Origin of the sequence: Ensifer sp. ENS07 (assembly GCF_014852185.1) — a bacterium.
Taxonomy (GTDB): Bacteria; Pseudomonadota; Alphaproteobacteria; order Rhizobiales; family Rhizobiaceae; genus Ensifer; species Ensifer adhaerens.
Window position 1 is genome coordinate 58,194 of record NZ_JACVBE010000021.1, and the last position, 24,752, is coordinate 82,945.

The window sequence follows — 24,752 nt, forward strand, 5'->3', positions numbered from 1 at the left end:
GGAGGCGACCATGGCCAGCATTGACTTCGACAACACCTCGCACACCGCGTGGATTTCCCAGGGTTTCGAAAGGCTGGTCGACCGGGTTCGGAAGACGCCGGCGGCGCTCCACTTTGATGTTCTGGTCGTCGGCAGTGGCTATGGCGGCGCAATCGCTGCCGCCACCATGGCCGGCCGCACGAAGGGAGGCGCTCCGATCAAGGTCGGGGTGCTCGAGCGGGGCAAGGAGTATCTGCCGGGCGCGTTTCCAACAGGTCTTGGCGAACTGCCTCGCCATATCCGCCGCGATCGCAACAAGGAAGGGCTGGTCGACGTGCGGATCGGCCCGGAGGTCGTCACGGTGGTCGCAAACGGCGTCGGCGGCGGTTCGCTGATCAATGCCGGCGTCATGGAAGTTCCCGACGAGCGCGTGTTTCACACGCGCTGGCCCGACGACCTCAAGGACCTGACGACCTGGCGGCAGTATTATGATCGTGCGGGCGAGCTTCTGGGCGGCACCGCAAACGGCGTCCCGAACAGCATCTCGAAACATCCCGACGGCATTCCCCAGAAACACAAGTCCTTCCGCAGCATCGCGTCGACGGGTTTTCGCGAGGCAGCGATTACGGTCGCGATGACCGACACGGTGAGCTCGGGAAATGTCAGGCTCAATAAATGCGTGCGCTGCGGCGACTGCGCGACGGGCTGTAATTTCGGCGCAAAGAACTCGCTCGACGTCAACCTGCTCGTGACGGCGCTGCGCAACGAGGCAGAGATCTTCAGCGGCGCGACCGTGCTCAGCGTCAAGCCGGACGGCGGCAACTGGATCGTCGATTGCGTCTACACCGACGCGGCCCTGCGCGCACGCGACGGCGACGTGCTGCAGGTGCGCGCAGACAAGGTCGTGCTGGCGGCGGGCACGCTCGGCTCGTTCGAAATCCTGAAGCGCTCACAGGCCAAAGGCCTCAGCCTCTCGGTGCATTTTGGCAACCATTGCTCGACCAATGGCGACATGCTGGTGACCGATTATGCCACGTCAAATCCGGTCAATACCGTCTCGGACGAGGCCGTGCAGCCCTCCAAGCGTGCGATCGGTCCCACGATCACCGGCGTGCTCGATCTTCGAAAAACGGCCGGTGTTCTGATCGAGGAACTCTCCGTTCCAGCTGGCCTGCGCCTCGCCTTCACCGAGATCTTTGCAACGCTCAACACGCTTCACGGGCTCGACCGGTTCGACTGGTCCACGCATACGCGGGGTTTTCCGGACGACGACGCCTATGTGGCGCCGACCGCCAGGATCGAACATTCCGCCGTCTATGCCGTCATGGCCGATGACGGCGCCGCCGGTCGTATGGAACTGGATGAAACGGCTTCCGACAGCGATGACGGCGCGGCGCGGATGCGCTGGGACGATCTGCCGTCCCTGCCGATCTTCGACACCGAGGTTGAGGCGCTGGCGCGGCTGGCGAAGAATACGGGCGGGCGCGTCATCGCCAATCCCGTCTGGAAGCTCCTGCCGGCCAGCCTGAACTGGCTGCTGCAAAACAAGCGCGGTCCGCTCACGACCGTGCATCCGCTCGGTGGCTGCGTGATGGGCAACACCGGCGCGACGGGCGTCGTCGATCATTTGGGGCGTGTTTTCAAATCGGAGCTCCCGAACGACTTCCATAATGGCCTCGTGGTCCTCGACGGCTCGATTATCCCGACGGCGCTTGGCACCAATCCGGCGCTCACCATAGCGGCAGTGGCCCTGCGCGCCTCGGAGACACTCGCGGCCGCCTGGAATTATGTCGCCCCGGCCCCTGCGGCGCCCGGCCTAGCTTTGGTCCGCCCGGTGTTTCGTGAAACCGATGCCGCTGCATCTGCCCCTGATACCGATGCCGAGATCATCGAGCGCCTTGCCGGCCGGGTCAGGTTTTCAGCGCCCGGGACGGCCTCTGAAACGAGAGTTGTCGAGCTCACACTGCGTTTCGAGCCGAAGGCGCTGGCCGATTTGGCGCCAAGCAATGGTGGCGATGGAACCCTTGAGGTCGCGACCGACGCCTCCGTGCCGTTGGCCCGTAGCATGATCCGAATTTTTCCGGCGGATCAGTGGGACAATCTCCATCAGACATGGGCGCCCGCCGGTCTGATGGAGCAGAAGCTCCAGGCGATCGCCGTCTTTACGGCGCCCCTGACCGGCAGCCTGCGGGTCCTCGAGCGCCAGTCGACGTGGGTCGGCGGCAGGATCTGGCGTGCCGGCAAGGCATGGGTGCTCAACCGAGGCCTGCGCGACAGCTATCAGGCGATCGTCGACGGCGACGGTGGGCCCGGCTTCTTTGAGCGCGTCCGCTCAGGTCTTGCCATCGCCAGCCGGTCCGGCGAGATCCGCGCCTTCGTCTATGATCTGAAGGTCGGCGCGCCGGACCCGATCACCGGTGGCATCTCGCTTGCGGGCGATCGTATCGTCGGCACCAAGCGCTTCACCTATGATCGGCGTTCCAATCCCTGGCGTCAGCTCATGGAAGTCGCGCTGGAGCAATTTCCGGGGTTGGAGGCAGCGTCCGGCGGGCGCGTGCTGACGCTCGACCTCGACTATCTCGCCCGTATCGGCGTGCCGCTCGTGCGCATCACGGAACAGCGCGACGGCGTCGCCGCGATCGGAGCGCTCCTGACTTTCCTCGGGTATTTTCTCCGGCTGCTTTTGGGAATGCATATCTGGAGTTTCCGCGCACCCGATAAAGACAAGGACCCGGCAAACGACGCGGTGGATTTCCGCCCGCCGGCGCAGTTGAAGATCAAGGGCGGCGGCACGGTCGCGGCGCAACGACAGACGCTCGTCGTCGGAACGAGCAAGCCTCAACTCGGCGGCCCGCCGGTTGTCGGGAAAGTACTGCTAACCCGCTATCCCTATCCGGGCACGACGAAGCGGCCGCTGGTGATGATCCACGGATACAGCGCCGGCGGGACGACCTTTGCCCACCACGCCGTCAATCCCAACTTCGCCAGCCATTTCTGGAAGACGGGGCGTGATGTCTGGATCGCCGACCTCAGAACCAGCCCGGCGCACCCGACCGCAAGTGCGGCCTGGAGCTTCGACGAAATCGGCAAGGAAGACGTGCCCTTGGTGTTGCGGACGATCGCCACACAGACCGGTGTGCCGAAACTCGACGTCATCGCCCATTGCATGGGCACGATGGTTTTCAGCATCGCCACACTGGAGGGTAAGATCCAGGACCTCGTCGACCGGGTGGCCTTCACGCAGGTCGGTCCGCTGGTGGTCTTTACGCCTGCCAACATCTTCCGCGCCTATGCGGTGCGTTACCTTCTCGGCTTCCTGCCCGACAGCTACAGCTTCAATCCGGATAAGCCGACGCTCGCCGATGACCTTTGGGACCGCGTGCTTTCGACGCTTCCTTACCCGGTCGAGGAGTTCGACGTGGAAAATCCGATCTGGCCATGGAAGCGGACGCCGTGGACAAGAACCCGGCACCGGATGGACGCGCTCTACGGACGCGACTTCAACGTCGCCAACATGGAGCCTGAAATGCTGCGCTTCATCAACGAGCATTTCGGCGCGCTCAGCCTCAATACGGTCTCCACGACGGTGCATTTCGTGCGTAATGCCATGCTCACCGACTTCCGGGGGCAAAACCGACTGGTGTCACGAGAAGTCCTGCAGGATAAGTGGAAGTTCCCCACCTTTAGCGTCCATGGATCGGGCAACGGTCTCACGGATCCTGCCACCGTCGACCGCATGCGCCGCGTCTTCGACGATGCAGGTCGTGTCTACCTGGAACCCTATCTCAACCCTGGCGCCGGTCACCAGGACGCCCTTATCGGGACGACCCGGCATGCGACCTTGCAGAAGATCGAAGCTTTCCTCGACCAGAACATCCAACGCCAGCCTGTGGCCGCAGACACCGAGATGACGGCCTACCCGCCCTGGATCGGGCCGATCATTACCGAGGAGAACGGCGAGCTGACCATTCGCCTTGGCACGCTGCCGTCAATCCGCCAGACCGAGGGCGTGATCATGCTGCGCGTGCTGGTAAACGGCGACGACATCCAGCGCCCGGATGGCCAACCCTGGGATCTGCCTTACATCGTCAGCCACATGATGGTCTACTGGTCCCCGGCGTTGCGCGACAACCACTGGGATGCGTTCAAGGCGCCGCTCCCGACATCGATGCCGGGGTATGATCCGAACTTCCCGGGAAACGCGTTGCTCGTCTTGCTTGCCTACGCGGAAGACAAGCTTCTGCCGCCGTTCATTGAGGAGACATACTACGCGCTCGCCAAGAATGGCGTCGTCTATCGGGCGCTGCTTCGCGAGTCGAACGAGAACCCGGAGAGGGTGCTGGAGATACTTCCCTATCAGCGTTTCGAGCGGATCTCGCAGGCCGCCTCGCGGATGATGGATGCGCCGCAGCCCGACATCAATCCGGGCAAGGCTGTGAAATTTTCGCCGAACCGCCTCGTCTACAAGGACACGACCCCGACGACCAACCTGACGGTCGGCGCCGCTCCGCAGATGGCGACGCCTGCAAGTTCCTCGATGAACCTCAACTTCCTTATGGGAGCGTCGGTTCTGGAAAATCTGGTCGAGCAGGACCGGGCAATGATGGACGGCGTTATCCCCTACGATTCCCCGCTCGCTCCTCCTGTTCAGCCTTCGCCCGCCGGCACCAGCTTCATCCTGGCTTCGTGCCAGTACCCGGCCGGGTTCATCGACAGGAAGGTTGCCTATCGCTCCTATGCCGAGGTCGCTGACAGAATAGGGGCGGGGGTGGGTATCCAGCCGAAGTTCGCGCTCCTCGTCGGCGATCAGGTCTATGTGGATCCGACCGCAGGGCTCTACGATCCGGCCGCGAGCGATGACAGGTATCGCCTCCCTTACGAAGCTTGGTTGCAGGAACGCAGCGTGCGCGAGGTCCTGCGCCGCATACCGTCGTTCATGCTGCTCGACGACCATGAGATCGACGACAACTGGGAGCCGCTTGCCTCTCCGAACGATATCGATACGAATGCCAAGCTGAAGAAGGAGGGTTTCGCGGCCTTCGAGAAATACCAGCGTGGAGTGGATCCCAAGCTGAAGACGTTCGACTACGAGGGCTTCCATTTCTTCCTGCTCGACACGCGCAGCGAAAGGACGCACCGCAAGATCGGCGCCGGGCTTGCCAATGCGACCCTGTTCAAGACGGGCGTCGGCGAGACGATGAGCGACCTGGAGACGTGGCTTTTAAAAAATGGCCCGAAGTTCATAGCGTCGCCATCGATGTTTCTCCCGCGTCATCGCCGGGCGATCCAGCGCGATGCCAGCCTCAGCCCGGACAACCTGAGTGCGCTGCGTTCCGATGGCTGGGATGGCTATCCGAACAGTCTGCGTGATGTTCTCGGCGCCATCGCCGCCGGAAAGATCAAGCATGTCGTGCTCCTCTCCGGTGATGAACACCGGGGCTGCATTGCAACGGCGCTTCTGACGGAAATGGACGGCACGCCGATCACGACCGTGCATTCGATCCACACCGCGGCAATGTATGCGCCTTATCCTTTTGCAAACGGGATCGACGAGGATATCGTCGAGCAGGAGACGTTCGAGTTCGACTACAAGGCCAAGCGCTATCACTGCATCGTCGACGCGACCCGGCCGGCTCCCGGCGACGGTGCGACTTTTCTCCACGTCCGGCAGGATGGCGCCGATTGGAAGCTCGACTGCGAATATGCGGGGACTGTGCAGACGCTCACGCTCTGATCCCATCTCCTGGCGCGTTACTGGTTCAAATCCTTACGGGAAGGCTCGAGCGGGCCCGTTCACGAGGACGTGTCCGGGTGATCCGCCATGCCGTTTTGTCGCCCGATGCCGTCGCTTGACAGTCGGTTCAAAATAAACTTAACATGTTAATGGATTGAAGCTTTCCGATGAGGAGCAAAGGGAAGTTTCAAGCGACCGGGGAGATCTGCCCGCCGGATGGCCGTGAAGGATCAGGTGCGTGCATGCGATGTTCGCCGCGCGTGAATGTGGGGTCGACAGGGAGGAACCTATGAAACTGAGCAGACGGAATTTGATGAAGACCGGCGGCGCTCTGCTTGCAGCGCCCTTCGTTCTGAAAATCGGTGCGGCGCGCGCCCAGGAAACAGTCACGCTGAAGCTGCACCATTTCCTGCCGCCGGCATCCAACGTTCATCAGCGGCTGTTGACGCCATGGGCGAAATTGCTGGCAGAACAAAGCGGCGGTGCGCTGAAGGTCGACATCTTCCCGGCCATGCAACTCGGCGGAAAGCCGCCGCAGCTCTACGATCAGGCGTCGAACGGCGTCGTCGATATCGTCTGGACCTTGCCCGGCAACACGCCCGGACGTTTCCCGTCCACGGAAGTGTTCGAACTGCCATTCGTCGCCGCCAAGGAGGCGACCGTCAACGCGCAAGCCTGCCAGGAATATGGCCAGACGCACGTACTGAAGGAAACTGGCGATACCCAGCTCTTGTGCTTCTGGGCGCATGATCAGGGCCTGATCCACACCAATAAGGAAGTGAAGACCGGAGCGGACCTCGCGGGGCTGAAGCTTCGCAATCCGACGCGCCTTGCCGGTGAGGCGCTGGCGGCACTCGGGGCGACGCCGGTCGGCATGCCCATTCCGCAGGTGCCCGAAGCACTGGCCCAGCGGTCGATCGACGGCTGCGTGCTCCCGTGGGAAGTGGTTCCCTCGATCAAGGTGAACGAGCTCACCAAGTTCCATACCGAAATCCCGGGCTCGCCGACGCTCTATACCGCAACCTTCTTCCTGGCGATGAACAAGGGCAAGTACGACGGGTTGCCGGCCGACCTCAAGGACGTGCTGGACGCCAACAGCGGCATGGCCTTCGCCAAGAAGGCCGGCGAGATGTGGGACAGCGTCGGTGCCGAAGTGCGCGCGGCAATCGAGACATCCGGTGAAGGAACAATCAGCACGATCAGCGAGGACGAAAAGGCGAAGTGGGTGGAGGCAACCAGACCCGTCCACGACAAGTGGATCGAGGACATGAAGGCCAAGGACCTCGACGGCAAGGCGCTGATCGCCACGGCGCAGGCGCTTGTGCAGAAATATTCGAGCGCCTGAGCGCACTGCCGGCCGTACTCGCCTGAACGTGGCGCCTGAACGCGCCGCTGCATGAACCAACAGCTCGAGGCCTCAACAATGGAAGACGTAGGATACGAGGACGCGGTGAGGGTGCCGCGCCGCAGGGAAGTCGAACGCCTCGCGGCCGGTTTGGCACTGATCGGCGGCACGCTTCTTTGCCTTGCGGCGGGATTGGTCACCGTCAGCGTGCTGGGCCGATGGCTGTTCAATCGGCCGGTGCCGGCCGACTACGAGCTGGTGGAGGTGGCGGTCGGCGTCGCCGCCTTCTCCTTTCTCGCATACACACAGGCCCGCAACGGCCATATTGCCGTCGATACCTTCACGTTGGCTCTCCCCGCACGCGTCACGCGGGTCATCGACGGCCTTTGGGACCTGCTTTTGGCCGGCTGCCTGGCGTTTTTTGCCTGGGGTCTGTTTACTGGTGGCCTGGAGGCGAGGGGATACGGGACGACGCTGATCCAGCTGCCCTGGCCGATCTGGCCAGTCTATCTGACCTGTGCGGCGCTGGCGGCGCTCGCAGCCATCATCGGAGTTTCCGTTTCCCTCTTGAAAATCGGAGGCGGCCGATGAGCGGTTTTGCCATTGCCTTCGTCGGATTCGCAGCCATGCTGCTCTTGATCGCCATCCGGATGCCGATCGCCCTTGCCATGCTTGCGGTGGGCGCTGCCGGTTATGCCTATCTCTCTGGCCCGCATGCGCTGGTCTACTATCTGCAGACCAACACCTACAGCCAGTTTGCCAGCTACACGCTTTCCGTGATACCGCTCTTCATCCTGATGGGCGCGCTTGCCGAGCAATCGGGCATCGCCGCAACGCTCTTTCGCGTCGCCGAGCGAGGCTTCGGACGGTTCAAGGGCGGAATGCCAATGGCGGTCATCGCCGCCTGCACCGGATTCGGCGCGATCTGCGGCTCGTCGGTCGCAACCACGGCGACCTTCGGGCGTGCGGCCCTGCCGGAACTGCGCCGGGCGCGCGTCGATGTCGGTCTTGGCACCGGGACGATTGCCGCTGGTGGCACGCTCGGCATCCTCATTCCCCCATCCGTCATCCTGGTGATCTATGCGATCACCGCCGAGCAGAACATCGCCAAGCTGTTTCAGGCCGCCCTGGTGCCGGGGCTGCTGGCGGCCGCCTTCTATCTGATCGCGATCGCCGTCGTCGTCCGGCGCAAACCCGATCTCGCGCCGCCGGTCACGGCGACCGAGGCGGTTCGAACCCCCCGTCCTTTCTGGGCGAGGCCCGTAGGGCTGATCATCTTTGCCGGTGGCGCGATCGGCTGGCTGCTCGGCTCGCTCGGGACGGTAGGGGGCGTATTGCTGGCGATATTCGGCCTGCTGCTGCTGGCTGCGGACTTTGCGATCGTGCCCGCGGCGGCGGTTGCCGTCACGGTGGTCGGCGGCATCTATGGCGAAGTGTTCACACCGACGGAAGGTGCCGCGGTGGGTGCCGCCGTAACGCTGCTGGTGGGGCTGCTGCAACGGACCCTGAGCCTTGGCGCCCTGAAAAACGCGCTGCTGCAGACGGCTGAAACGAGCGGGATGATCTTCCTGATCCTGCTCGGCGCCGAGGTCTTTGGCGCGTTTCTGGCGCTAACGCAGATGCCGGCGACGCTGGCCTCAATGGTCGGACAGTCGGGCCTGCCGCCCTATGTCGTCATCTGCGGCATGCTCGTCACCTATTTGGTGCTCGGCGCCGTCATGGATGAACTGGCGATGATCCTGCTGACGTTGCCGGTCTTCATTCCGATCATCCTGACGCTGGACTTGGGCATGCCGACCGAGGACGTTGCCATCTGGTTCGGCATTCTCGTGCTCATCGTCGTCGGCATCGGTCTTTCCGCCCCGCCGATCGGCCTCAACGTCTTCATCATCAACAAGCTGGCGACCGACGTTCCGATCGTTGAGACCTATCGTGGCGTCATGCCCTTCGTCATTGCCGACCTCATCCGATTGGCGATCATCACGCTGTCGCCCGGTGTCGCTTTGGCACTGGTCCGGCTGTTGAATTGAGAGGAAGCAGACAGGAGCACACCCTCCGCCTTGGGCAGCGCGCTTACAAATCCTTCCAGCTGTGGAACATGGCGGCCTGGCCGGCATGTTCGCCGTTGGCCCGCACCAATTGCCAGACGATGGCGTTCTCGATCCAGAAGCGGCGTCCGGATTTTGCGATCCGAAGGCCGCGATAGCTGTCGATGAAGCCCTTGGTGGAGACGCTGTCTAAAAGACGCTGCCGTTCCTCGCGGTTCGGCGCCTCGGCCGAGAGGCGCGACGGCATGCCGATGAACTCCTGCCAACTGTAGCCGAAGCAGGCCTGGGCGGTTTTGTTCGCGTAGAAGAAACGCGGGTCCTCCGACCGGTCGTGCGCCAAAAGCGCAAAGGGTGCGCTCTCGTAGAGCCAGCGGCCGTCGAACGGATGGTCGACCAGCTCTTTGCCGGTCACCTGGCGGTAACTTGCAACGATCAGGGCGAAGGCGTCATCGGCATCATATTCGGTTGTCATCGCCCTTCGACTCAATGGCCCAGGGTAGGGGCGTCAGGCGTTCAAGGACGGAATGAACTTCCCGTCATAACGCACGCGGAAATTCCGGCGTTGCGCATCTTCCTGGAAGCAGACGAACACCAGCTCGAGGTCATTTGCGCTGCTGCGCCTTCCAAGCAGGCTGAGCGTGATCACGACCACGCCGCCATAGGTGCGGGTCAGGGCGATCGCTGCCCTTCGAATTTCGTTGGTGCCGGCGTCGTCCCGCTCTTCGCGGCGCTCATAGACCTGCCAGAAGGGCGAAGCTTCCCAGGCCGCGCGCAGCGCCTCGGTGATCTGGTCCTTGAACTCCTCAACGGATCTGCCCTTGCTCCACGAGACGGTCTTTTCGGTGTAGTCGGCAAAAATGTCGAGATAGCCGTCATAGTCGTTCGCATCGGAGAAACAACGCTCGATCATCCCGAGCGCCATTTCATCGGAAATTCCTGCCTTGAAGTATATCGTCATCGAATCGCCAACCCTGCCTTGAACGCCTATCTAGTCAAAGCGCTAAGGATGTATCTAGTCCCCGATTGTCATATTGCTGCGGCCGAGAGGTTCCCCGCGTAAGGCGATCGGCTCTGGTGTTAAAGATCACCATTCATGCCAGTTTTTGCCGAATGCGCTATTCTGCCACCCATGAACACCATGAACATTTCCCTCCCGGACTCTCTCAAAAGCTTCGTCGACGAGCAGGTCGCCCGGCGAGGCTATGGTACGAGCAGCGAGTCTATCCGGGAGTTGATCCGCCGGGATCAGGACTGGCACAATCTGCGTCGGCTATTGCTCGATGGTGCCTCTTCCGCACAAGCCGACCCGACCGACGCTGGCTACTTCGCCGATTTGCGTGACCGAGTTCGTGGTCGATCGGCCAAGTGAGCAACAAGCCGGTCATTTCGCGTCAACCGGCCAGCAGCGACGTCGAGGCGGCGATCGAGTGTTATGCAACGTAGGCTGGGGCTGACGTCGCTCACGCTTTTGGCGACGCGTTTCAGGCTGCCTATGCGTTGATTGTTGCGCGTCCGGAATCCGGTTCGTTGCGCTTTGCCTACGAACTGGCGCTCCCTCATTGGCGAAGTGTCGGTCTGAAGGGGTACCCATACCTCGTGTTCTATCGTCAACGGGCCGACCATATCGACGTGTGGCGCGTGCTGAATAAGCCCTGACTGTAAGCTATTGGTTGCCTTGGGAAAGCTGAGGCAAAAACTCCGCGAAACTGAGCGGAAACGAGACGAAATTTCTAAGGCTTGGCACAACCAGGGTCCGCGTTCCCTCGCGCTCCCACACGCCTGCCGATAGGTTCTGGGTCAGCATCAACACCGGAGAACCGCATGAAACGCCTCCTCATTCTCGGCGCCACCCTTGTCGCGCACTTTGTGACCCCTGCGCTGGCACAGGAGCCGACGAAGCTTCTCAACGCCTCCTACGACGTTTCCCGCGAGCTCTTCGTTGCCGAGAACGAGGCCTTCATCAAGCAGCATCCGGGCGTGACCATCGACCAGTCGCATGCCGGCACGTCGAAGCAGGCCCGCTCGATCCTCGAAGGCCTGGAAGCCGACGTCGTCACCTTCAACCAGACCACCGATATCGAGTTCCTGGCCAAGAACGGCTTTGTCTCCAAGGATTGGGCGAAGGCGTTCCCGAACAATGCCTCGCCGTTCTATTCCTTCCCGTCCTTCCTGGTGCGCAAGGGCAACCCGAAGAACATCAAGGACTGGTCCGATCTCGCCCGTGACGATGTTCACGCTGTCTTCCCCAATCCGAAAACGTCGGGCAATGCGCGCTACACCTATCTGGCGGCCTATGCCTGGGCCAAGGAGGCCTATGAAGGCGACGAGGCGAAGATCGAAGCCTACATTACCAAGATCTTCGACAACGTTCCGGTGTTCGACACCGGCGGCCGCGCCTCGACAACCACCTTCGTCGAGCGCGAAACCGGCGACGTCCTGATCACCTTCGAGGCAGAGACCCGCAGCATCGCCAAACAGTATGGCGCCGACAAGGTCGAGGCCGTCATCCCGTCGGTCAGCCTGCTCGCCGAGTTCCCGGTCGCGGTCGTCGACAAGGTCGCCGAGAAGCACGGCACTCAGGCGCTCGCCAAGACCTATCTCGATTTCCTCTATACCGAGGAAGGCCAGCGCATCGCCGCCGAGTTCGGCCACCGCGTCCGCAACGAAAAGGTTGCCGGCGAATTCAAGGCGCAGTTCCCCGACATTCGCCTCGTCAATGTCGATGACGTCTTTGGCGGCTGGAGCAAGATCCAGGCAGAGCACTTCGCCTCGGGCGGCGTTCTGGACAAGCTCTACGGCAGCCGCTGATCGCTCTTTAAACTCGCATTCAGTCAGCCCGGCAGACGAACCGTCTGCCGGGTTTCACCATGACATGACAAGGAAATGAACGCTTGAGACGCAATGTCCTGCCCGGGTTACGCCTGTCGCTGGGGGTGACGCTGCTCTATGTGAGCCTGATCGTCGTTCTGCCGCTGGCAGCCCTCGTGTTCAAGGCCGCAAGCCTCGGCCCTCTCGACTACTGGCAGATCGTCTCGTCGCCGCGGGCACTCGCAAGCTATCGCGTCACCGTGACGGCCGCCCTTGGCGCGACGCTCTTCAATCTCTTCTTCGGCCTGGCGCTCGCCTGGGTGCTGGTGCGCTACCGCTTTCCGGGGCGCCGCATCGTCGATGCCATGGTCGACCTGCCTTTTGCCTTGCCGACGGCCGTTGCCGGCATTTCGCTGACCGCACTTTTCACGACCAACGGCGTGTTTGGCTCAATCCTCGAAAACTACGGCATCAAGGTTGCCTATACGCCTATCGGCATCATGATCGCCATGTGCTTCACCTCGCTGCCCTTCATCGTGCGCACGGTGCAACCGGTACTGGAGGATCTCGATCCGGCGCTGGAGGAGGCAGCCCAGTCGCTTGGCGGCTCGGACCTCGCGATCTTCCGCAAGGTCATTCTGCCGCTACTGACACCGGCGCTTCTCGCCGGCGTCTCTTTGTCCTTCGCCCGCTCGCTCGGCGAATTCGGCGCGATCATCTTCATCGCCGGCAACCAGCCGATGTCGACCGAGATCACCGCGCTGCTGATCTTCATCCGGCTTGAGGAATACGACTATCAGGCAGCGGCGGCGATCGCGTCCGTCCTGCTGCTCACGGCGTTCCTCATGCTCGCGGTAACCAACTGGCTGCAGGCGCGGGCGCTGCGCTACACCCGGAGGTCTTGACGATGAGTTTCAAAAAGACCGTACGCACGCTGCCGCGGGTCGGTGACGGCCCCGTGTTCCGCCGCGCCCTTATCGGTATCGTGCTGATCATCGGCGCATTCCTCATTCTCGCGCCGCTGCTGATCATCGGTGTCGAAGCCTTTGCCAAAGGCTGGCAGGTCTATCGCGACACGATCCTGCATCCCGACACGCGCCATGCGATCATGCTGACCGTGCTTGCGGCGCTGATCGCCGTACCCATCAACACCGCCTTCGGCGTCGCCGCCGCCTGGGCGATCACCAAATTCGATTTCCGCGGCAAGGGCTTCCTGCTGGTGGTGATCGAGATCCCGTTCTCGGTTTCACCGATCGTCGCGGGTGTTGCCTATCTCTTGGTCTACGGGCTGCAGGGCCTGTTTGGTCCGACACTTGATGCCTATGGCATCAAGATCCTGTTTGCCATTCCAGGCATCGTGCTCGCCTCGATGTTCGTCACCGCGCCGTTTGTCGCCCGGGAGCTCATTCCGCTGATGCAGGCCCAGGGGCGCGATCTCGAAGAGGCGGCCGTTTCCCTCGGCGCTTCCGGCTTCCGCACCTTCTTTTCGGTGACGTTGCCCAACATCAAGTGGGCGCTGCTCTACGGCGTCGTCCTTTGTAATGCGCGCGTGATGGGCGAGTTCGGCGCGGTTTCGGTCGTCTCTGGTAACATCCGTGGCCAGACCAACACCCTGCCGCTCCATATCGAGCTGCTCTATCACGACTATCAGGCGGCGGGCGCTTTTGCGTCGGCGTCCATTCTGGCGCTCATCGCCGTCTTCACCATCATCGCCAAGGTCGCTCTGGAGCGCCAAGGGGCGGGCCGCGTCCGCCCAGTTGCCAATTCCGCGGAGAATGCATCATGAAGATCCGCCTTGACCACGTCGTCAAGACTTTCCAAACCTTCCGTGCCGTCAAGGACGTCTCCCTGGAGATCGAAAGCGGCGAGCTCGTCGCGCTGCTTGGGCCCTCCGGTTCTGGCAAGACGACGATATTGCGCATGGTTGCCGGCCTCGAATTCGCCGATGGCGGTCACATCTATTTCGGCGACCAGGATGCGACCGACATCCCGGTGCGCGATCGCGGCGTCGGCTTCGTGTTCCAGCACTACGCGCTTTTCCCGCATATGACCGTGGCGCAGAACATCGCCTTCGGCATGGAGGTCTCGAAGGTCAAGCGCGACAAGGCGGCCATCCATGCGCGGGTCGCTGAACTGTTGCGCCTGGTTCGCCTCGAAGGGCTCGGCGACCGGTTTCCGGCGCAGATCTCCGGCGGTCAGCGCCAGCGCGTCGCACTTGCCCGCGCGCTTGCCGTCGATCCAAAGGTGCTGCTGCTGGACGAGCCTTTCGGCGCGCTTGATGCCAATGTCCGGCGTGAGCTGCGGCGCTGGCTGCGCGAAATCCATAGTGAGCTCGGCATCACCACGCTCTTCGTCACGCACGACCAGGAAGAGGCGCTCGATCTCGCCGACCGCGTGGTGATCCTGAAGGATGGCCATATCGTTCAACAGGGGACGCCGGAGGAGGTCTGCCGCGAGCCGAAATCGGCCTTCGTCATGAAGTTCCTCGGCGATGCCAACATGCTTCCCGCCGAGGTGCGCGATGGTCGGGCCTATGCCGATGGCGCGGTCATCGATGCCGCAGGGATCGCCGACGGCAAGGCCGAGCTTTACGCCCGGCCGGTCGATCTCGACTGGGCGGCGGGAGGCCCGGGTATCGCGGCCAATATCAGCCGGGTGATGGATCGCCCTGGCGGCCGCCGGGTGGTCGCGACGACGGAGCGTGGCGTGCCGCTGGAGTTGGACCTGGAGCCGGAGCGGATCGTGAAGGCCGGCGACACCGGTTACGTGACGCTGCGCCGGGCAACGGTATTTGCGATTTAGGCTGAGCGCGCGGCCAGCCTCTTGCCGCCGTCAGGCGAAGCGGAGGGCGGACCGAGCGCGCGCCTTGGCTGCTTCTTCTTCCCGGTTGCGTGGGGGCTGTGACGTCTCGAGCGCATCGAGCAGTTCTTGCGCGCATGCCGCAATCGAATTGACCGCGTGCTCGAACGCCGCTTCGTTCCGCTTGGACGGCTTGCTCGTTCCGCTTAGCTTGCGCACGAACTGCAGCGCAGCGTCATGGATCTCGGCGTTCGTCGCCGGCGGCTCGAAATTGAACAGGGGTTTGATGTTTCGGCACATGACGGGCTCCCGGTCCTCTTCGTTCTCGCTCCTGTCGAGGGCCGGATCTTAGTGCCCGTTCCTCGTCAGCGAAAGACCTTTACCGTCCGCTGCCTGCAATCCGACCGTTGGCCGGCTCCGCTCAGGAGTTCCGGCCGTTCTGTGCCAGGCGCATGCCGGCCGCGCGTCCGCCGCTCGGCACCACGACGATCTGCTTGACCTTGCCCTGCTTGAAGGCGGTCAGGAATCGCGGATAGTCGGCGAAGGCGACGCAGCCATGGGATTCCGCGCGCTTGCCGCGCAGCAGGTAGCTATGCGTCAGGAAGCCGTCGCGGCCGTGCTTGTTCCTTCCGTCGACCGGCAGCATGCGGATTGCCTCAACCCCATGGAAACGCGTTTCGCGCATCCTGAGATTGTAGGTGTGCGGCGGGGTCGGTCCGGTCATTTTGACGTCGACGTAGCGCGGGTTGTCGGCCATCTTGCCGATACCGGAATGCGCCTCGAGCACGCTGCCGTCAGGCATATAGACCTTGGCAGCGGTGATGTCGTAGACGGCGACGCCGTTGCCGGCCTTCGCTCCGCCGCCAAACATGTTACGCAACGCCTGGCCGAAACCGGTGCCGGCACTGTTCTCGGTCGGATCTTCCGGCCGTGCATAGGCAAGTTTCTGCTTCTTCGGCGCTTCGTCCGCGTCTGCCTTGGCGGTCTCTTCTTCCTTTTTCACCGCTGCGTCTTCCGCCTGCTTGGTCGCAGGTTTTTCGTCTTCGGCGGGCGGCTTTTCCGCTTGCGCGGTGCGGGGGCGGAATTGCGGCATGGGACCGACCGAGGGCGTGTCCTCATGGCTCGGCAGGGCGGCCGTGTCTTCAGCCTGGTCCTGGTCCGGTTGTTCGGCGAGATCGTCCTCGGACGGCGCCGTCAACAGAGCCGAAAAGGCGCTGCCTTCTACGTGGCTCTGGGAGGGGGTGGCGTAGGCGAGCTGGACCGGGTTCTTGGCAATGGCAACAGACGCCACCGGCGCGAAGCGTTCTGGCGCCGGGAGCTTTACCGTGGCGATCTGATGGTGAACCTGGGTAGCGGGAACGGGGATGCTCGCGACTTTCTCGGACGAGAGAACAGCCTTTTTCACCGCGGCTGCAATCCGGGCGCTCTTGCCGATCGTTTCCGCATCTATCGGGAACAGGGCATCGTGCCCGAACCTCGCCTCGCTGGGAGCGAGGCTTGCGACCATGACGGGCTGCGCCGCGGCGGCGGCCACGAGCCGCGTCGCCTGGTTGGTTCTGGCGTGCTTGTCCCAGGCGCGCTCTTTGGTCGTCTCGGCCAAATGCAGCTGCGGCTTCGGCAGCAGGCGGCCGGAACCATGCGCGTAGGAACTGCCGATCGCGGCCATGCCGACAAGCGACCACGCAGCCGCGCCGACGAGGGCGGTGCCGCAGCAAGTGATCAGCAATGGGCGCAACAGACGGTGCAAAGACTGTGGGCGAATGATCTTACTCAACAACGCAAATCAAGCCAGAAAATCTCACAAAGGCTCTCAGCCCGGCGAGCGAACGCCGCTGCGCGATTTCTGGATTGTCCCCTTCTTGACGACTGATGGACAAAAGATGGAGAAGTATGGTTAAATTTTGCTTTCCAACCGCCGAAATAGATCCCGGATCGATTTTTTTCCGCCGAAAAGGCCCATTTCGGCCCCTTTCCGGGCGACTAGTACTCGGACTACGCTCACACTTGCCTGTTGGGGGTACTACGGATTGCAGCTCAGATGCGTCCGTTCTCAAAGGCCAGCCGGAAGCAGGCACCGCCGCTCTGTGAGGTGAGGATGCTCACGCGGCCTCTGTGTCGCTGCGCGATCTGCAGAACGAGATTGAGGCCGAGACCAGCGCCACGTTCGCGCGGCTTGAGGCGGTAAAAAGCCTCGAAGACGCGCTCGCGTTCCCCCTCCGGGATGCCCGGGCCGTCGTCGCTGACTTCAATCACGCCGTCCGGTGCGACCCGTACGACGATCACGCCCTGGTTTCCGGCATGCTCGATCGCGTTCTGGACGAGATTGGTAACCGCCCGTTCAAGCGAGACTGCGTCGCCCTGTATCAGCGACTGCTCGGTGTTTTGTTCAAACGACAGGTCGTAGCCTTCGTCGATGGCGAGCGGAGCAAGGTCGGCAACGACGTTGCGGCAGAGCGCGACGAGGTCCACGGCGGTGAAGGGCCTGGCGTCGGCTTCCAGCCGTTGCAGATCGAGCAACTGCTCGGCAAGCGCTGAAATCCTCTCGCAGTCGGAGATCAACCGGTCGCGCTCCGGCCCTGAGGCGAGCAAGTCGAGCCGCGCCTGAAGAATGGCCACAGGCGTCCGCAGCTCATGGGCGGCGTCGAGAATGAAGCGCTGATGTTGGCCATAGGATTGATCGAGCCGGTGAAGGGCGCTGTTGATGCCGCGCACGAGCGGGCGGACCTCGCTCGGAACCGCCGTTTCGGCCAGCCGGTGGCTCCGGTGCGTAATGTTGATCTCATCCGTTTCGCGGGCGAGATCGGAGATGCCCCGGATCGCCCGGTTGACGATGCGGGGCACCGCGAAGATCGTGACGAGCGCGAGCAGCACCAGCATCGGCGCGACGAACAGGCGTGAGAACGAGAGGATGAGCGAAGGTTGGCTCAGAAGCGTTCCCTGTCCGAATACGGTGAAGCTGCCTTCCTCGTTTGTCATGCGCCGGATGACGGCGAGATAGTTCGATGGCGGGCCGTCGTCGCGGATGTCCGAATAGGTCATTCGGTCGAGGGCCACGGTCATGCCGCGGTAGATCTCCGGTACGTCGCCGGACTGAACGATCTCGCCCCCGTCGCTGCGCGCGATGAACCAGAAATGCGGTTGCTCGCGACGAACGCGTGCCAGTTCCGCGGTGTCAGCGAGTTCGAGCTTGCCGCTGGCACTCCGCTTGATCGCGCGGAACGCCGTCTCGACCGGGGCGGGACTGACGAGCGCGCCGCCTTCGTCAGCGACGACGAGCAGCGTGACGAAGGATAGGCCGAACGCAAGAAGCACCGCCAGCTGCAGAACCAGCAAGTGTGCAATGAGACGTTGCTTGAGAGACCGTGGCCAGAGCTTCCACACTATCCGCACCATGTTGTTGGACCGGCAACGCCGTTCGGCTTACGCTTTTATTGAGGCGGCATAGACCGATGTCAGTAAAACCTTGCCGAGACGATTGTAAACGCGAGGTTGCACGGACATTACGCGGAAAGGCGGGAGAGCAGCGAGCGGGCTCGACGATCGCTTGCGCTGTTCCGACTCAAGGCGTTGACTTGTCCCAGACCCTGGCGAAATCGACGAATGCCCTGAGCGCCGCCGGCATCTGGCGTCGGCTCGGATAATAGAGATAGAAGCCACCATAATAGGGGCACCAGTCTTCAAGGACGCGGACCAGCTTGCCCTCGTCGATGAGCGCGCGCACCTGGTCCTCGAAGGCAAAGGCGATCCCCGCGCCGAGAAGGGCCGCGTCGACCATCATGTCCTGGTCATCGACGATCAGGGCACCGGTCACCTCGACCTGAACTTCGACACCGCCGCGCTCGAACTCCCAGGCATAGAGCCTTCCGCTGCCGAAGCGCAGTCCGATGCAGGACAGCGCCTTCAGATGCCCGGGAGCGGTAGGCCTTGCGTGGCGCTCGAAGAAGGAAGGTGTTGCCACGATCGCGGTACGCTGGCGCGGACCGATCGGGACGGCGATCATGTCCTGCGCGACGATCTCGCCAAAGCGAACACCCGCATCGAAACCCTCCGACACCATGTCGACAAGGTCGTTATCGACGACGATCTCGATGTTGACCTTCGGATGACTTTCGAGAAACCGCGCAACGATTGGCAGGAGAACCATTTTTGCCGAAGCGCGCGCCGTGTTGAACCTCAACCGTCCGATCGGCGCTCCCCGGAAATTGTTGAGATCGTCAAGGGCGTCCTCGATGTCGCGGAAGGCGGGCGCCACGCGGGCAAGCAGAAGTTCTCCCGCCTCGGTCAGCGCAACGCTGCGGGTGGTCCGGTTGAAGAGCCTAAGGTCCAGGCGCTCCTCAAGCGCCTTCAAGGCGTGGCTGAGTGCGGACGGCGTGCAGCCGATCTCGTCGGCGGCACGGCGGAAGCTCTGGTGGCGGGCGAGCGCAAGGAAAGGCGACAGGTCGGACGGCGATATGGTTCGCATTGATGAATGCTATTCAACAACTCAACAAGAATCCAGTCGATTATCTCAGCAGACGTCTCGCAGTACAACCTTCCCAGCCGCCGACGATGGAGCGGCGAAACAACCCGGAGGTTCACATGCATACGTGGTTCATCACTGGCGCATCCCGTGGATTTGGTGCTCTTATCGTTGAAAAGGCCCTGGCGAAGGGTGATCAGGTGGTCGCGACGGCGCGCAATCCCAGGGCGATCGCGGACCGCTTCAGGGATCATCCCAATCTCCTGGCCGTCGCGCTCGACGTCACTGACGAGGCCCAGGCGCATCAGGCTGTGGGCCAGGCGATCGCGCGCTTCGGGCGCATCGACATCCTGGTCAACAACGCCGGCTACGGTCTCCTGGGCGCGGTCGAGGAAGCGACAGGTCCCGAGATTGAAGCGCTCTATCGGACCAACGTCTTCGGACTTCTGGCCGTGACCCGCGCGGTGCTGCCACACATGCGCCGCCAACGCCATGGGCGGATCCTCAACTTCTCATCCGTCGGCGGCTACCGCAGCGGACCTGGTTTCGGCGTTTACTGCTCGACGAAGTTTGCCGTCGAGGGACTGACCGAGGCTTTGGCGGCGGAACTCGCGCCCCTCGGAATCTACGCGACGGCGATCGAGCCCGGCTATTTCCGCACGGATTTTCTCGACTCGACGTCACTGAGCATCAGCCCGATCGAGATCAGCGACTATGCGGAGACCGCAGGTGCCGTTCGCAGCAAGGCGAAGGAGATCAGCCACAACCAGCCGGGCAACCCCGACAGGCTTGCGAACGTACTGATTGCGTTCGTCGATGCGGAGCAGCCGCCGGTCCGGCTTCCGCTTGGCAGCGACACGGTGGCTGCGATCGAGGCCAAGCACGCTTCGGATCGCGATCTTCTTGCCCAGTGGCACACGGTTTCCGTTTCGACAGACTTCGAACAGGCCGTTTGAAACAGAGCCTGGATCGATTTTCTTCTGATCAGCAATAAATGCCGCCGGTACCGACTGCCCGGAACCATCCGGGGTTCGGTGCCGGCGATCCAATCCCAGCGTTTTCGCGCAAAGGCGCTTGTCGGGCTCTAAAACATGAGTATAAGAGACAAGTATTGGCGTGCGGCATCGGACGAGCCGCAGCTTTTCCCGCGAAGTTTGCATCATGCCTGAAGAAATCCACCCCCAAGACCGCCGTGGCGCGCTTCGCTAGGAAGGGTGGCTGATGGCAAGCTCTCTCAATCACTGGCTCGGTCTGCTCTTCAGGCGTCACCACAAGGAGGTGGTGCGCTACGCATCGCGCCTGATCGGCAATCGGGATGACGGTGAGGAAGTTGTGCAGAACGCCTATCTGCGCATGGTGAGGGTAGACCGCCGCAGCGTCGAGCACCCGCGTTCCTACCTGTTCAGGGCAGCGCGAAATGCGGCGATCGACTTTCGCATCAAGCTCGAGCGGGAGTGGTCGCGCCGGGTCGAATTGGACCAGGCAGACCGTCTGTCATCGTCGGACGATTTTGCGTTGCGGCTGGAATTTCGCGACAAGGTCGCAGCCCTTTCCGTTCTCTTGAACGAGTTGCCGGTGGCCTGCCGAACGGCCTTCATCATGAACAAGGTCGAGGGCCTTTCGCACCGCGAAATAGCCGAAACGCTGGGCATCTCGGTCAGCATGGTCGAAAAGCACATGCTGCGTGCCCTGAGCCATTGCCGCGACGTGCGGCGCGAGCTGGACCATGTCTGACAAGGGGCGGCGATGAAACCGGCATCAGCGACAACGCAATGTCCCGCAAGGGACATCTCCAACGCGGCGCTCGCCTGGGTCGTCCGGCTGCATTCCGGCGAGGCGACCAGCGAGGATCAACGCGCCTATGATGCGTGGCGCGGACAAAGTGCCGAGCACGAGGCGGCGGCGATCGAAGCGGAAGCCTTGTGGGACGATGCGGCACACCTGCGCCGCGATCGCCAAACCGGTCTCGTCTATCCCGGCCGCGACACCGCGCTCCTTTCGCGCCGCCGTCTTCTGACCGGCGCGTTCGGCATCGCTGTTCTGGGAGGCGGGCTTGCCGCTTCGCGCCCCTGGCTGCGCATCCTCGGCTCCGACTATGCGACCACCACGGCAGAGACGCGTTCGATCGACCTGCCCGACGGGTCACGGGTGGTCCTCAACGCGCGCACTGCGATGGACGTGGATTTCGACGAACGGGCGCGCCGGGTGGTTCTGAAGGAAGGCCAGGCATTCTTCGACGTGGCGGCGGACGCACGACCCTTTCAGGTTGCCTCAGGTGAAACCATCGTCAAGGCCCTTGGAACCGCCTTCGACGTGGACGCCAATGCCGCCGATGGTTCGCTCGGCATTGCTGTCACCCGCCATTCCGTTCGCGTATCGCCAATGGCAGGCGGGGACCTCATGGGCGTTACGATCGCCGAGGGAGAGCGCGTGTCGGTCGGGAGTGACGGCGCCATCGGTAACCCTGTCGTGCAGGATCCGGCAATCGCACTCGCATGGCAGTCCGGCATGTATGTCGCCGAAAACCGCAGGCTCGGCGACGTCGTCGCTGCCCTTAGCCGCTATCACGGCGGCTGGATCGTCTTCAGCCACGACCGCTTGAAGTCGACGCTGGTCAGCGCGGTGCTGGATCTCAGAACCCCTGACGCCTCGCTTTCAGCACTTGCGTCCGGCCTGCCGATCCGGGTCACGCGCATGACGCGCTTCGTGACATTGATCTCGGCGGTCTAGCCGGTTTCACTTTTTTTCGAACATCGTTGCGGGTTTTTGGGTGACGCCTCGTCTCGGCTTTTGAGGGGTGTGTCCTGCCAGCAGGAAGAACGATCCCTCGCTCAAAGCATGGGAATAGGGATCAGATGTCCAGACAAACGGGGCGAAACAAATTTCTTGGCGCGGTCGTGGTCGCAACCACGGCGGTCGGTTCACTTCAAACGGCAATGCCGGCTCTGGCACAACAGGAACGGTCTGCCCGTTCCGGCGCCACCACCTTCGACATACCGGCGCAGTCCCTGACCGCGGCGCTTACGGCATTTGCGCGGCAGTCGGGGCTGAGACTTGCCTATTCGGCATCGCTGACCCAGGGGAAATCCGCGCCTGCCGTCAGCGGACCGATCCCCCCGGCAGAGGCGCTCTCGCAGCTTTTGTCCGGCAGCGGCCTCTCCTATAGCCTGAACGGCGGGACCGTCACGATCACCGAGCGCGTTTCCGGTGCGCACGCGGTCGGTGCGGCCAACGGCGAGACGATGCTTGCGCCGATCGTCGCCGGCGGCGGCATCATCAATCCGGTGGATGCGCCCTATGAAACGGCTGCGCCGACCGCCTACATCTCGCAAGAAAACATCGACCGCTTCCGCGGATCGAGCCCGGCCGACATTTTCCGCGGCACGCCGGGCGTGCTTTCCGGCGAAGCGCGCAACGGCGCCGGCGCCGTCGACGTCAACATCCGCGGCATGCAGGGTATGGGCCGCGTTGCCGTCACCGTCGACGGAGCCAGCAATTCGGCCACGGTCTATCAGGGCTATCAGGGCATCTCCAACCGGACCTTCGTCGATCCGGATTTCCTGGGGGGCGTCGATATCACCAAGGGTTCGGACGTCGCATCGAGCGGTATCGCCGGCACGGTGGCGATGCGCACGCTGGACGCCGGCGACATCGTGAAGGAGGGGCACACATTCGGCCTTCGGGTCAAAGGCGGCTTCGGCACCAACACATCCACGCCGCCGCCTGCCGGCACCACGGCGGGCTATGCCTGGCCGGGGGGCACCTGGGCGCCTCCGGTCGCAACGGCAAAAAGCGACGGAATGGACCGCCCCTCGTTCTTCGATCCGACCAGCGGCTCGGGCAGCATCGTCGGTGCGATGCAGGAAGAAAACGTCGACCTCCTTGCCGGTTACGCCTATCGCCGGCAGGGCAACTATCACGCGGGCACCAACGGACCCTCGGCAGTACCGGTGAGTATGGGACCGCGACCCTTCTGCTATGAGAGCGGCGTATGCCTGCCGCCCGCCCGGGGCTGGAAAGACTATATCGACAATATTGGCATCGCCAACTACCGCGCCGGCGAGGAGGTGCTGAACACCCAGCTCCAGACAAAGTCCTATCTCGCCAAGGGCACAGTTCGCTTCGAGAACGGTCACAGCCTGCAGTTCGGCTACAATGGTTTTCGCAGCGAGGCCGGCGACCTCCTGGCGTCGCGCCTGACCTCGGATCGGGGTCAGGCGATGCAGCAGGGCCAGACGGCGGGAACGAAGGTCGATGCCGGCACGCTCCGTTACGGCTGGAAGCCTGATGACAACGACCTCATCGATCTCAAGGCCAACCTCTGGGCCACGCGGCTGGAGCTGCGCAATCCCCGGCGGAGTGGCGTGCTCTATCCGCAGCCCGGAGATTTCGGCCTGCCGGCCGATTTCCGCACCGGCTCCGACACCTTCATGTGGGGCGCCGATGTCGCAAACACGTCGGTCTTGACGACCGACTACGGCGGGCTCGACCTGACCTACGGCCTGTCGTTCCTGAGCGAGGATACGCGACCGAGCAAGTTCACACCGGAACTGGAGACCTGGCTCGACCTTCGCGATGGCACGCGGCAGGAGGCGGCGGCCTTCACCAAGGCTGCCTGGAAAGCCACCGATTGGCTGACGATCAAGGGTGGCCTGCGCTACCAGCACTACTGGACCGAGGATCGAAATGCCCCCGAACAGGCCCGACCGGGCTACACCTACGACACGGCCCTCAGCGACGGCGGCTTCAGCCCCTCGGTGGGCGTGACGTTGGAGCCCTTCGACGGCACCCAGTTCTACGTGAACTACTCGAGCGCACTGCGCTCGCCGAGCATCTTCGAGGGCGTTTCGGCCTTCACCATGAACGTCAATTCCAACCTGCGGCCGGAACGGTCGAGCAACTGGGAAGTGGGCACCAATCTCAGGCGCGAGGGCGTGTTTTCGGCCGACGACCAGGCGATGGTGAAGCTCGGTTTCTTCGACTGGAACGTCGACAACTACATTTCGCGTGAATGGTATACCGACCCGCGCGGAGTTTCCGGCATGCGCATTCACAACATTGCCGGCGCGCATTTCCAGGGCATAGAACTGTCGGCGCGCTATGAGCGCGGCGGCTTTACCGCCGAGCTTGCCGCCAACTACTACACCGATGTCGCATTTTGCCGAACGGCCACCACCTGCGGGAACAAGTCGCTCTACGCCGACTACGCCACCAACCAGGTGCCGCCGGAATACACGGTCGCGCTGACGCTGTCGCAGACATTCCTCGACGACGCCTTGACGGTTGGCGGGCGGATTTCTCGCACAGGATCGCGCGCGATCGGTCATGGCGACGTGACCGCGCAGGGCGCTTCCCAGTTCATCTCGCTGATCGACTGGAAGCCCTATACGCTGGTGGACGCGTTCGCCGAGTACCGGATCAACGAGACCCTGACCGCCAGCTTCCGCATCGAGAACCTGACCGACGCCTACTATGTCGATCCCTTGAGCCTGGTGCAGCAGCCCGGCCCGGGACGTACCTTCTACGCGTCGCTGAAGGCGGAGTTCTAAGCCCGCGAACCGCATGCCGTTCATGACCGCG

General features: G+C 62.9%; 19 protein-coding genes and 1 pseudogene. 14 read left to right on the forward strand and 6 right to left on the reverse strand.

Going from position 1 to position 24,752, the window contains the following annotated elements; translation table 11 throughout:
* Nucleotides 1-10 precede the first annotated feature (10 nt).
* The 4 genes from IB277_RS35625 (at nt 11) to IB277_RS35640 (ending at nt 9,088) form a co-directional block, all read left to right on the forward strand.
* Entirely contained in the window at nt 11-5,713 is a 5,703-nt protein-coding gene (locus IB277_RS35625; protein WP_192373051.1) for an alpha/beta fold hydrolase, read from the forward strand.
* A gap of 289 nt (nt 5,714-6,002) precedes the next feature.
* Nucleotides 6,003-7,058, forward strand: coding sequence for a TRAP transporter substrate-binding protein (locus tag IB277_RS35630; protein ID WP_192373053.1), 1,056 nt, complete (start codon nt 6,003-6,005; stop codon nt 7,056-7,058).
* A 51-nt stretch (nt 7,059-7,109) separates the two neighbouring features.
* Nucleotides 7,110-7,649, forward strand: coding sequence for a TRAP transporter small permease (locus IB277_RS35635; RefSeq protein WP_051659401.1), 540 nt, complete (start codon nt 7,110-7,112; stop codon nt 7,647-7,649).
* Entirely contained in the window at nt 7,646-9,088 is a 1,443-nt protein-coding gene (locus IB277_RS35640) for a TRAP transporter large permease (protein ID WP_060581410.1), read from the forward strand. Before IB277_RS35635 ends, IB277_RS35640 begins: the two co-directional genes overlap by 4 nt.
* A 43-nt stretch (nt 9,089-9,131) precedes the next feature.
* Here IB277_RS35640 and IB277_RS35645 read toward each other — a convergent pair whose 3' ends face one another.
* Both IB277_RS35645 and IB277_RS35650 read right to left on the reverse strand, forming a co-directional pair.
* On the reverse strand, nt 9,132-9,578 hold the full coding sequence (locus IB277_RS35645; RefSeq protein ID WP_060643654.1) for an MEKHLA domain-containing protein: 447 nt from the start codon (nt 9,576-9,578) through the stop codon (nt 9,132-9,134).
* A gap of 33 nt (nt 9,579-9,611) precedes the next feature.
* The gene (locus IB277_RS35650) at nt 9,612-10,064 is read right to left on the reverse strand and encodes a hypothetical protein (RefSeq protein ID WP_034798155.1); all 453 of its coding nucleotides are present in this window, start codon (nt 10,062-10,064) and stop codon (nt 9,612-9,614) included.
* Between the two features lie 135 nt (nt 10,065-10,199).
* On the opposite strand from IB277_RS35650, the gene IB277_RS35655 reads away from it, so the two are divergent.
* From IB277_RS35655 to IB277_RS35680, 6 genes and pseudogenes are all read left to right on the forward strand, one after another.
* Nucleotides 10,200-10,475, forward strand: coding sequence for a type II toxin-antitoxin system ParD family antitoxin (locus IB277_RS35655; RefSeq protein WP_168711270.1), 276 nt, complete (start codon nt 10,200-10,202; stop codon nt 10,473-10,475).
* A pseudogene (locus IB277_RS38480) lies at nt 10,472-10,762 on the forward strand (type II toxin-antitoxin system RelE/ParE family toxin). Before IB277_RS35655 ends, IB277_RS38480 begins: the two are co-directional and overlap by 4 nt.
* A gap of 165 nt (nt 10,763-10,927) precedes the next feature.
* A complete protein-coding gene (gene cysP / locus IB277_RS35665; protein WP_034798159.1) occupies nt 10,928-11,914 on the forward strand; it encodes a thiosulfate ABC transporter substrate-binding protein CysP in 987 nt (328 codons plus the stop codon).
* A gap of 83 nt (nt 11,915-11,997) precedes the next feature.
* A complete protein-coding gene (gene cysT / locus IB277_RS35670; RefSeq protein WP_060581413.1) occupies nt 11,998-12,819 on the forward strand; it encodes a sulfate ABC transporter permease subunit CysT in 822 nt (273 codons plus the stop codon).
* 2 nt (nt 12,820-12,821) lie between these two features.
* On the forward strand, nt 12,822-13,700 hold the full coding sequence (gene cysW, locus IB277_RS35675) for a sulfate ABC transporter permease subunit CysW (protein WP_110819800.1): 879 nt from the start codon (nt 12,822-12,824) through the stop codon (nt 13,698-13,700).
* Nucleotides 13,697-14,716: a sulfate/molybdate ABC transporter ATP-binding protein gene (locus IB277_RS35680; RefSeq protein WP_110819799.1), complete on the forward strand. Its 1,020-nt coding sequence runs from the start codon at nt 13,697-13,699 to the stop codon at nt 14,714-14,716. Before cysW ends, IB277_RS35680 begins: the two co-directional genes overlap by 4 nt.
* Before the next feature lie 30 nt (nt 14,717-14,746).
* Here IB277_RS35680 and IB277_RS35685 read toward each other — a convergent pair whose 3' ends face one another.
* The 4 genes from IB277_RS35685 to IB277_RS35700 form a co-directional block, all read right to left on the reverse strand.
* Nucleotides 14,747-15,013 carry a DUF2277 domain-containing protein gene (locus IB277_RS35685; protein ID WP_034798165.1) on the reverse strand — a complete coding sequence of 89 codons (267 nt, stop codon included), beginning with the start codon at nt 15,011-15,013 and terminating at the stop codon, nt 14,747-14,749.
* 121 nt (nt 15,014-15,134) lie between these two features.
* Nucleotides 15,135-16,487: a DUF2778 domain-containing protein gene (locus tag IB277_RS35690; protein ID WP_234824504.1), complete on the reverse strand. Its 1,353-nt coding sequence runs from the start codon at nt 16,485-16,487 to the stop codon at nt 15,135-15,137.
* A 260-nt stretch (nt 16,488-16,747) separates the two neighbouring features.
* On the reverse strand, nt 16,748-18,025 hold the full coding sequence (locus IB277_RS35695; protein ID WP_371813765.1) for a sensor histidine kinase: 1,278 nt from the start codon (nt 18,023-18,025) through the stop codon (nt 16,748-16,750).
* A gap of 247 nt (nt 18,026-18,272) precedes the next feature.
* Nucleotides 18,273-19,175, reverse strand: a complete 903-nt coding sequence (locus IB277_RS35700) for a LysR family transcriptional regulator (protein ID WP_113554230.1) — start codon at nt 19,173-19,175, stop codon at nt 18,273-18,275.
* Between the two features lie 116 nt (nt 19,176-19,291).
* On the opposite strand from IB277_RS35700, the gene IB277_RS35705 reads away from it, so the two are divergent.
* The 4 genes from IB277_RS35705 to IB277_RS35720 all read left to right on the forward strand — a co-directional run bounded on the left by IB277_RS35705 (nt 19,292) and on the right by IB277_RS35720 (nt 24,721).
* Nucleotides 19,292-20,128, forward strand: a complete 837-nt coding sequence (locus IB277_RS35705; RefSeq protein WP_192373057.1) for an oxidoreductase — start codon at nt 19,292-19,294, stop codon at nt 20,126-20,128.
* Nucleotides 20,129-20,393: 265 nt separating this feature from the next.
* Entirely contained in the window at nt 20,394-20,906 is a 513-nt protein-coding gene (locus IB277_RS35710; protein WP_060530493.1) for a sigma-70 family RNA polymerase sigma factor, read from the forward strand.
* A 12-nt stretch (nt 20,907-20,918) separates the two neighbouring features.
* Nucleotides 20,919-21,902: a FecR domain-containing protein gene (locus IB277_RS35715; RefSeq protein ID WP_192373059.1), complete on the forward strand. Its 984-nt coding sequence runs from the start codon at nt 20,919-20,921 to the stop codon at nt 21,900-21,902.
* Nucleotides 21,903-22,027: 125 nt separating this feature from the next.
* The gene (locus IB277_RS35720; RefSeq protein WP_192373061.1) at nt 22,028-24,721 is read left to right on the forward strand and encodes a TonB-dependent receptor; all 2,694 of its coding nucleotides are present in this window, start codon (nt 22,028-22,030) and stop codon (nt 24,719-24,721) included.
* Nucleotides 24,722-24,752 lie beyond the last annotated feature (31 nt).

Bases quoted from the DNA above. Each gene is read 5' to 3' on its own strand.
- IB277_RS35630 (WP_192373053.1), top strand. From the start codon at position 6,003: ATGAAACTGAGCAGACGGAATTTGATGAAGACCGGCGGCGCTCTGCTT.
- IB277_RS35625 (WP_192373051.1), top strand. From the start codon at position 11: ATGGCCAGCATTGACTTCGACAACACCTCGCACACCGCGTGGATTTCC.
- IB277_RS35685 (WP_034798165.1), bottom strand. From the start codon at position 15,013: ATGTGCCGAAACATCAAACCCCTGTTCAATTTCGAGCCGCCGGCGACG.
- IB277_RS35700 (WP_113554230.1), bottom strand. From the start codon at position 19,175: ATGCGAACCATATCGCCGTCCGACCTGTCGCCTTTCCTTGCGCTCGCC.
- cysW (WP_110819800.1), top strand. From the start codon at position 12,822: ATGAGTTTCAAAAAGACCGTACGCACGCTGCCGCGGGTCGGTGACGGC.
- IB277_RS35645 (WP_060643654.1), bottom strand. From the start codon at position 9,578: ATGACAACCGAATATGATGCCGATGACGCCTTCGCCCTGATCGTTGCA.
- IB277_RS35635 (WP_051659401.1), top strand. From the start codon at position 7,110: ATGAACCAACAGCTCGAGGCCTCAACAATGGAAGACGTAGGATACGAG.
- IB277_RS35710 (WP_060530493.1), top strand. From the start codon at position 20,394: ATGGCAAGCTCTCTCAATCACTGGCTCGGTCTGCTCTTCAGGCGTCAC.
- IB277_RS35640 (WP_060581410.1), top strand. From the start codon at position 7,646: ATGAGCGGTTTTGCCATTGCCTTCGTCGGATTCGCAGCCATGCTGCTC.
- IB277_RS35720 (WP_192373061.1), top strand. From the start codon at position 22,028: ATGTCCAGACAAACGGGGCGAAACAAATTTCTTGGCGCGGTCGTGGTC.
- IB277_RS35705 (WP_192373057.1), top strand. From the start codon at position 19,292: ATGCATACGTGGTTCATCACTGGCGCATCCCGTGGATTTGGTGCTCTT.
- IB277_RS35655 (WP_168711270.1), top strand. From the start codon at position 10,200: ATGCCAGTTTTTGCCGAATGCGCTATTCTGCCACCCATGAACACCATG.
- IB277_RS35650 (WP_034798155.1), bottom strand. From the start codon at position 10,064: ATGACGATATACTTCAAGGCAGGAATTTCCGATGAAATGGCGCTCGGG.
- IB277_RS35680 (WP_110819799.1), top strand. From the start codon at position 13,697: ATGAAGATCCGCCTTGACCACGTCGTCAAGACTTTCCAAACCTTCCGT.
- cysP (WP_034798159.1), top strand. From the start codon at position 10,928: ATGAAACGCCTCCTCATTCTCGGCGCCACCCTTGTCGCGCACTTTGTG.
- IB277_RS35715 (WP_192373059.1), top strand. From the start codon at position 20,919: ATGAAACCGGCATCAGCGACAACGCAATGTCCCGCAAGGGACATCTCC.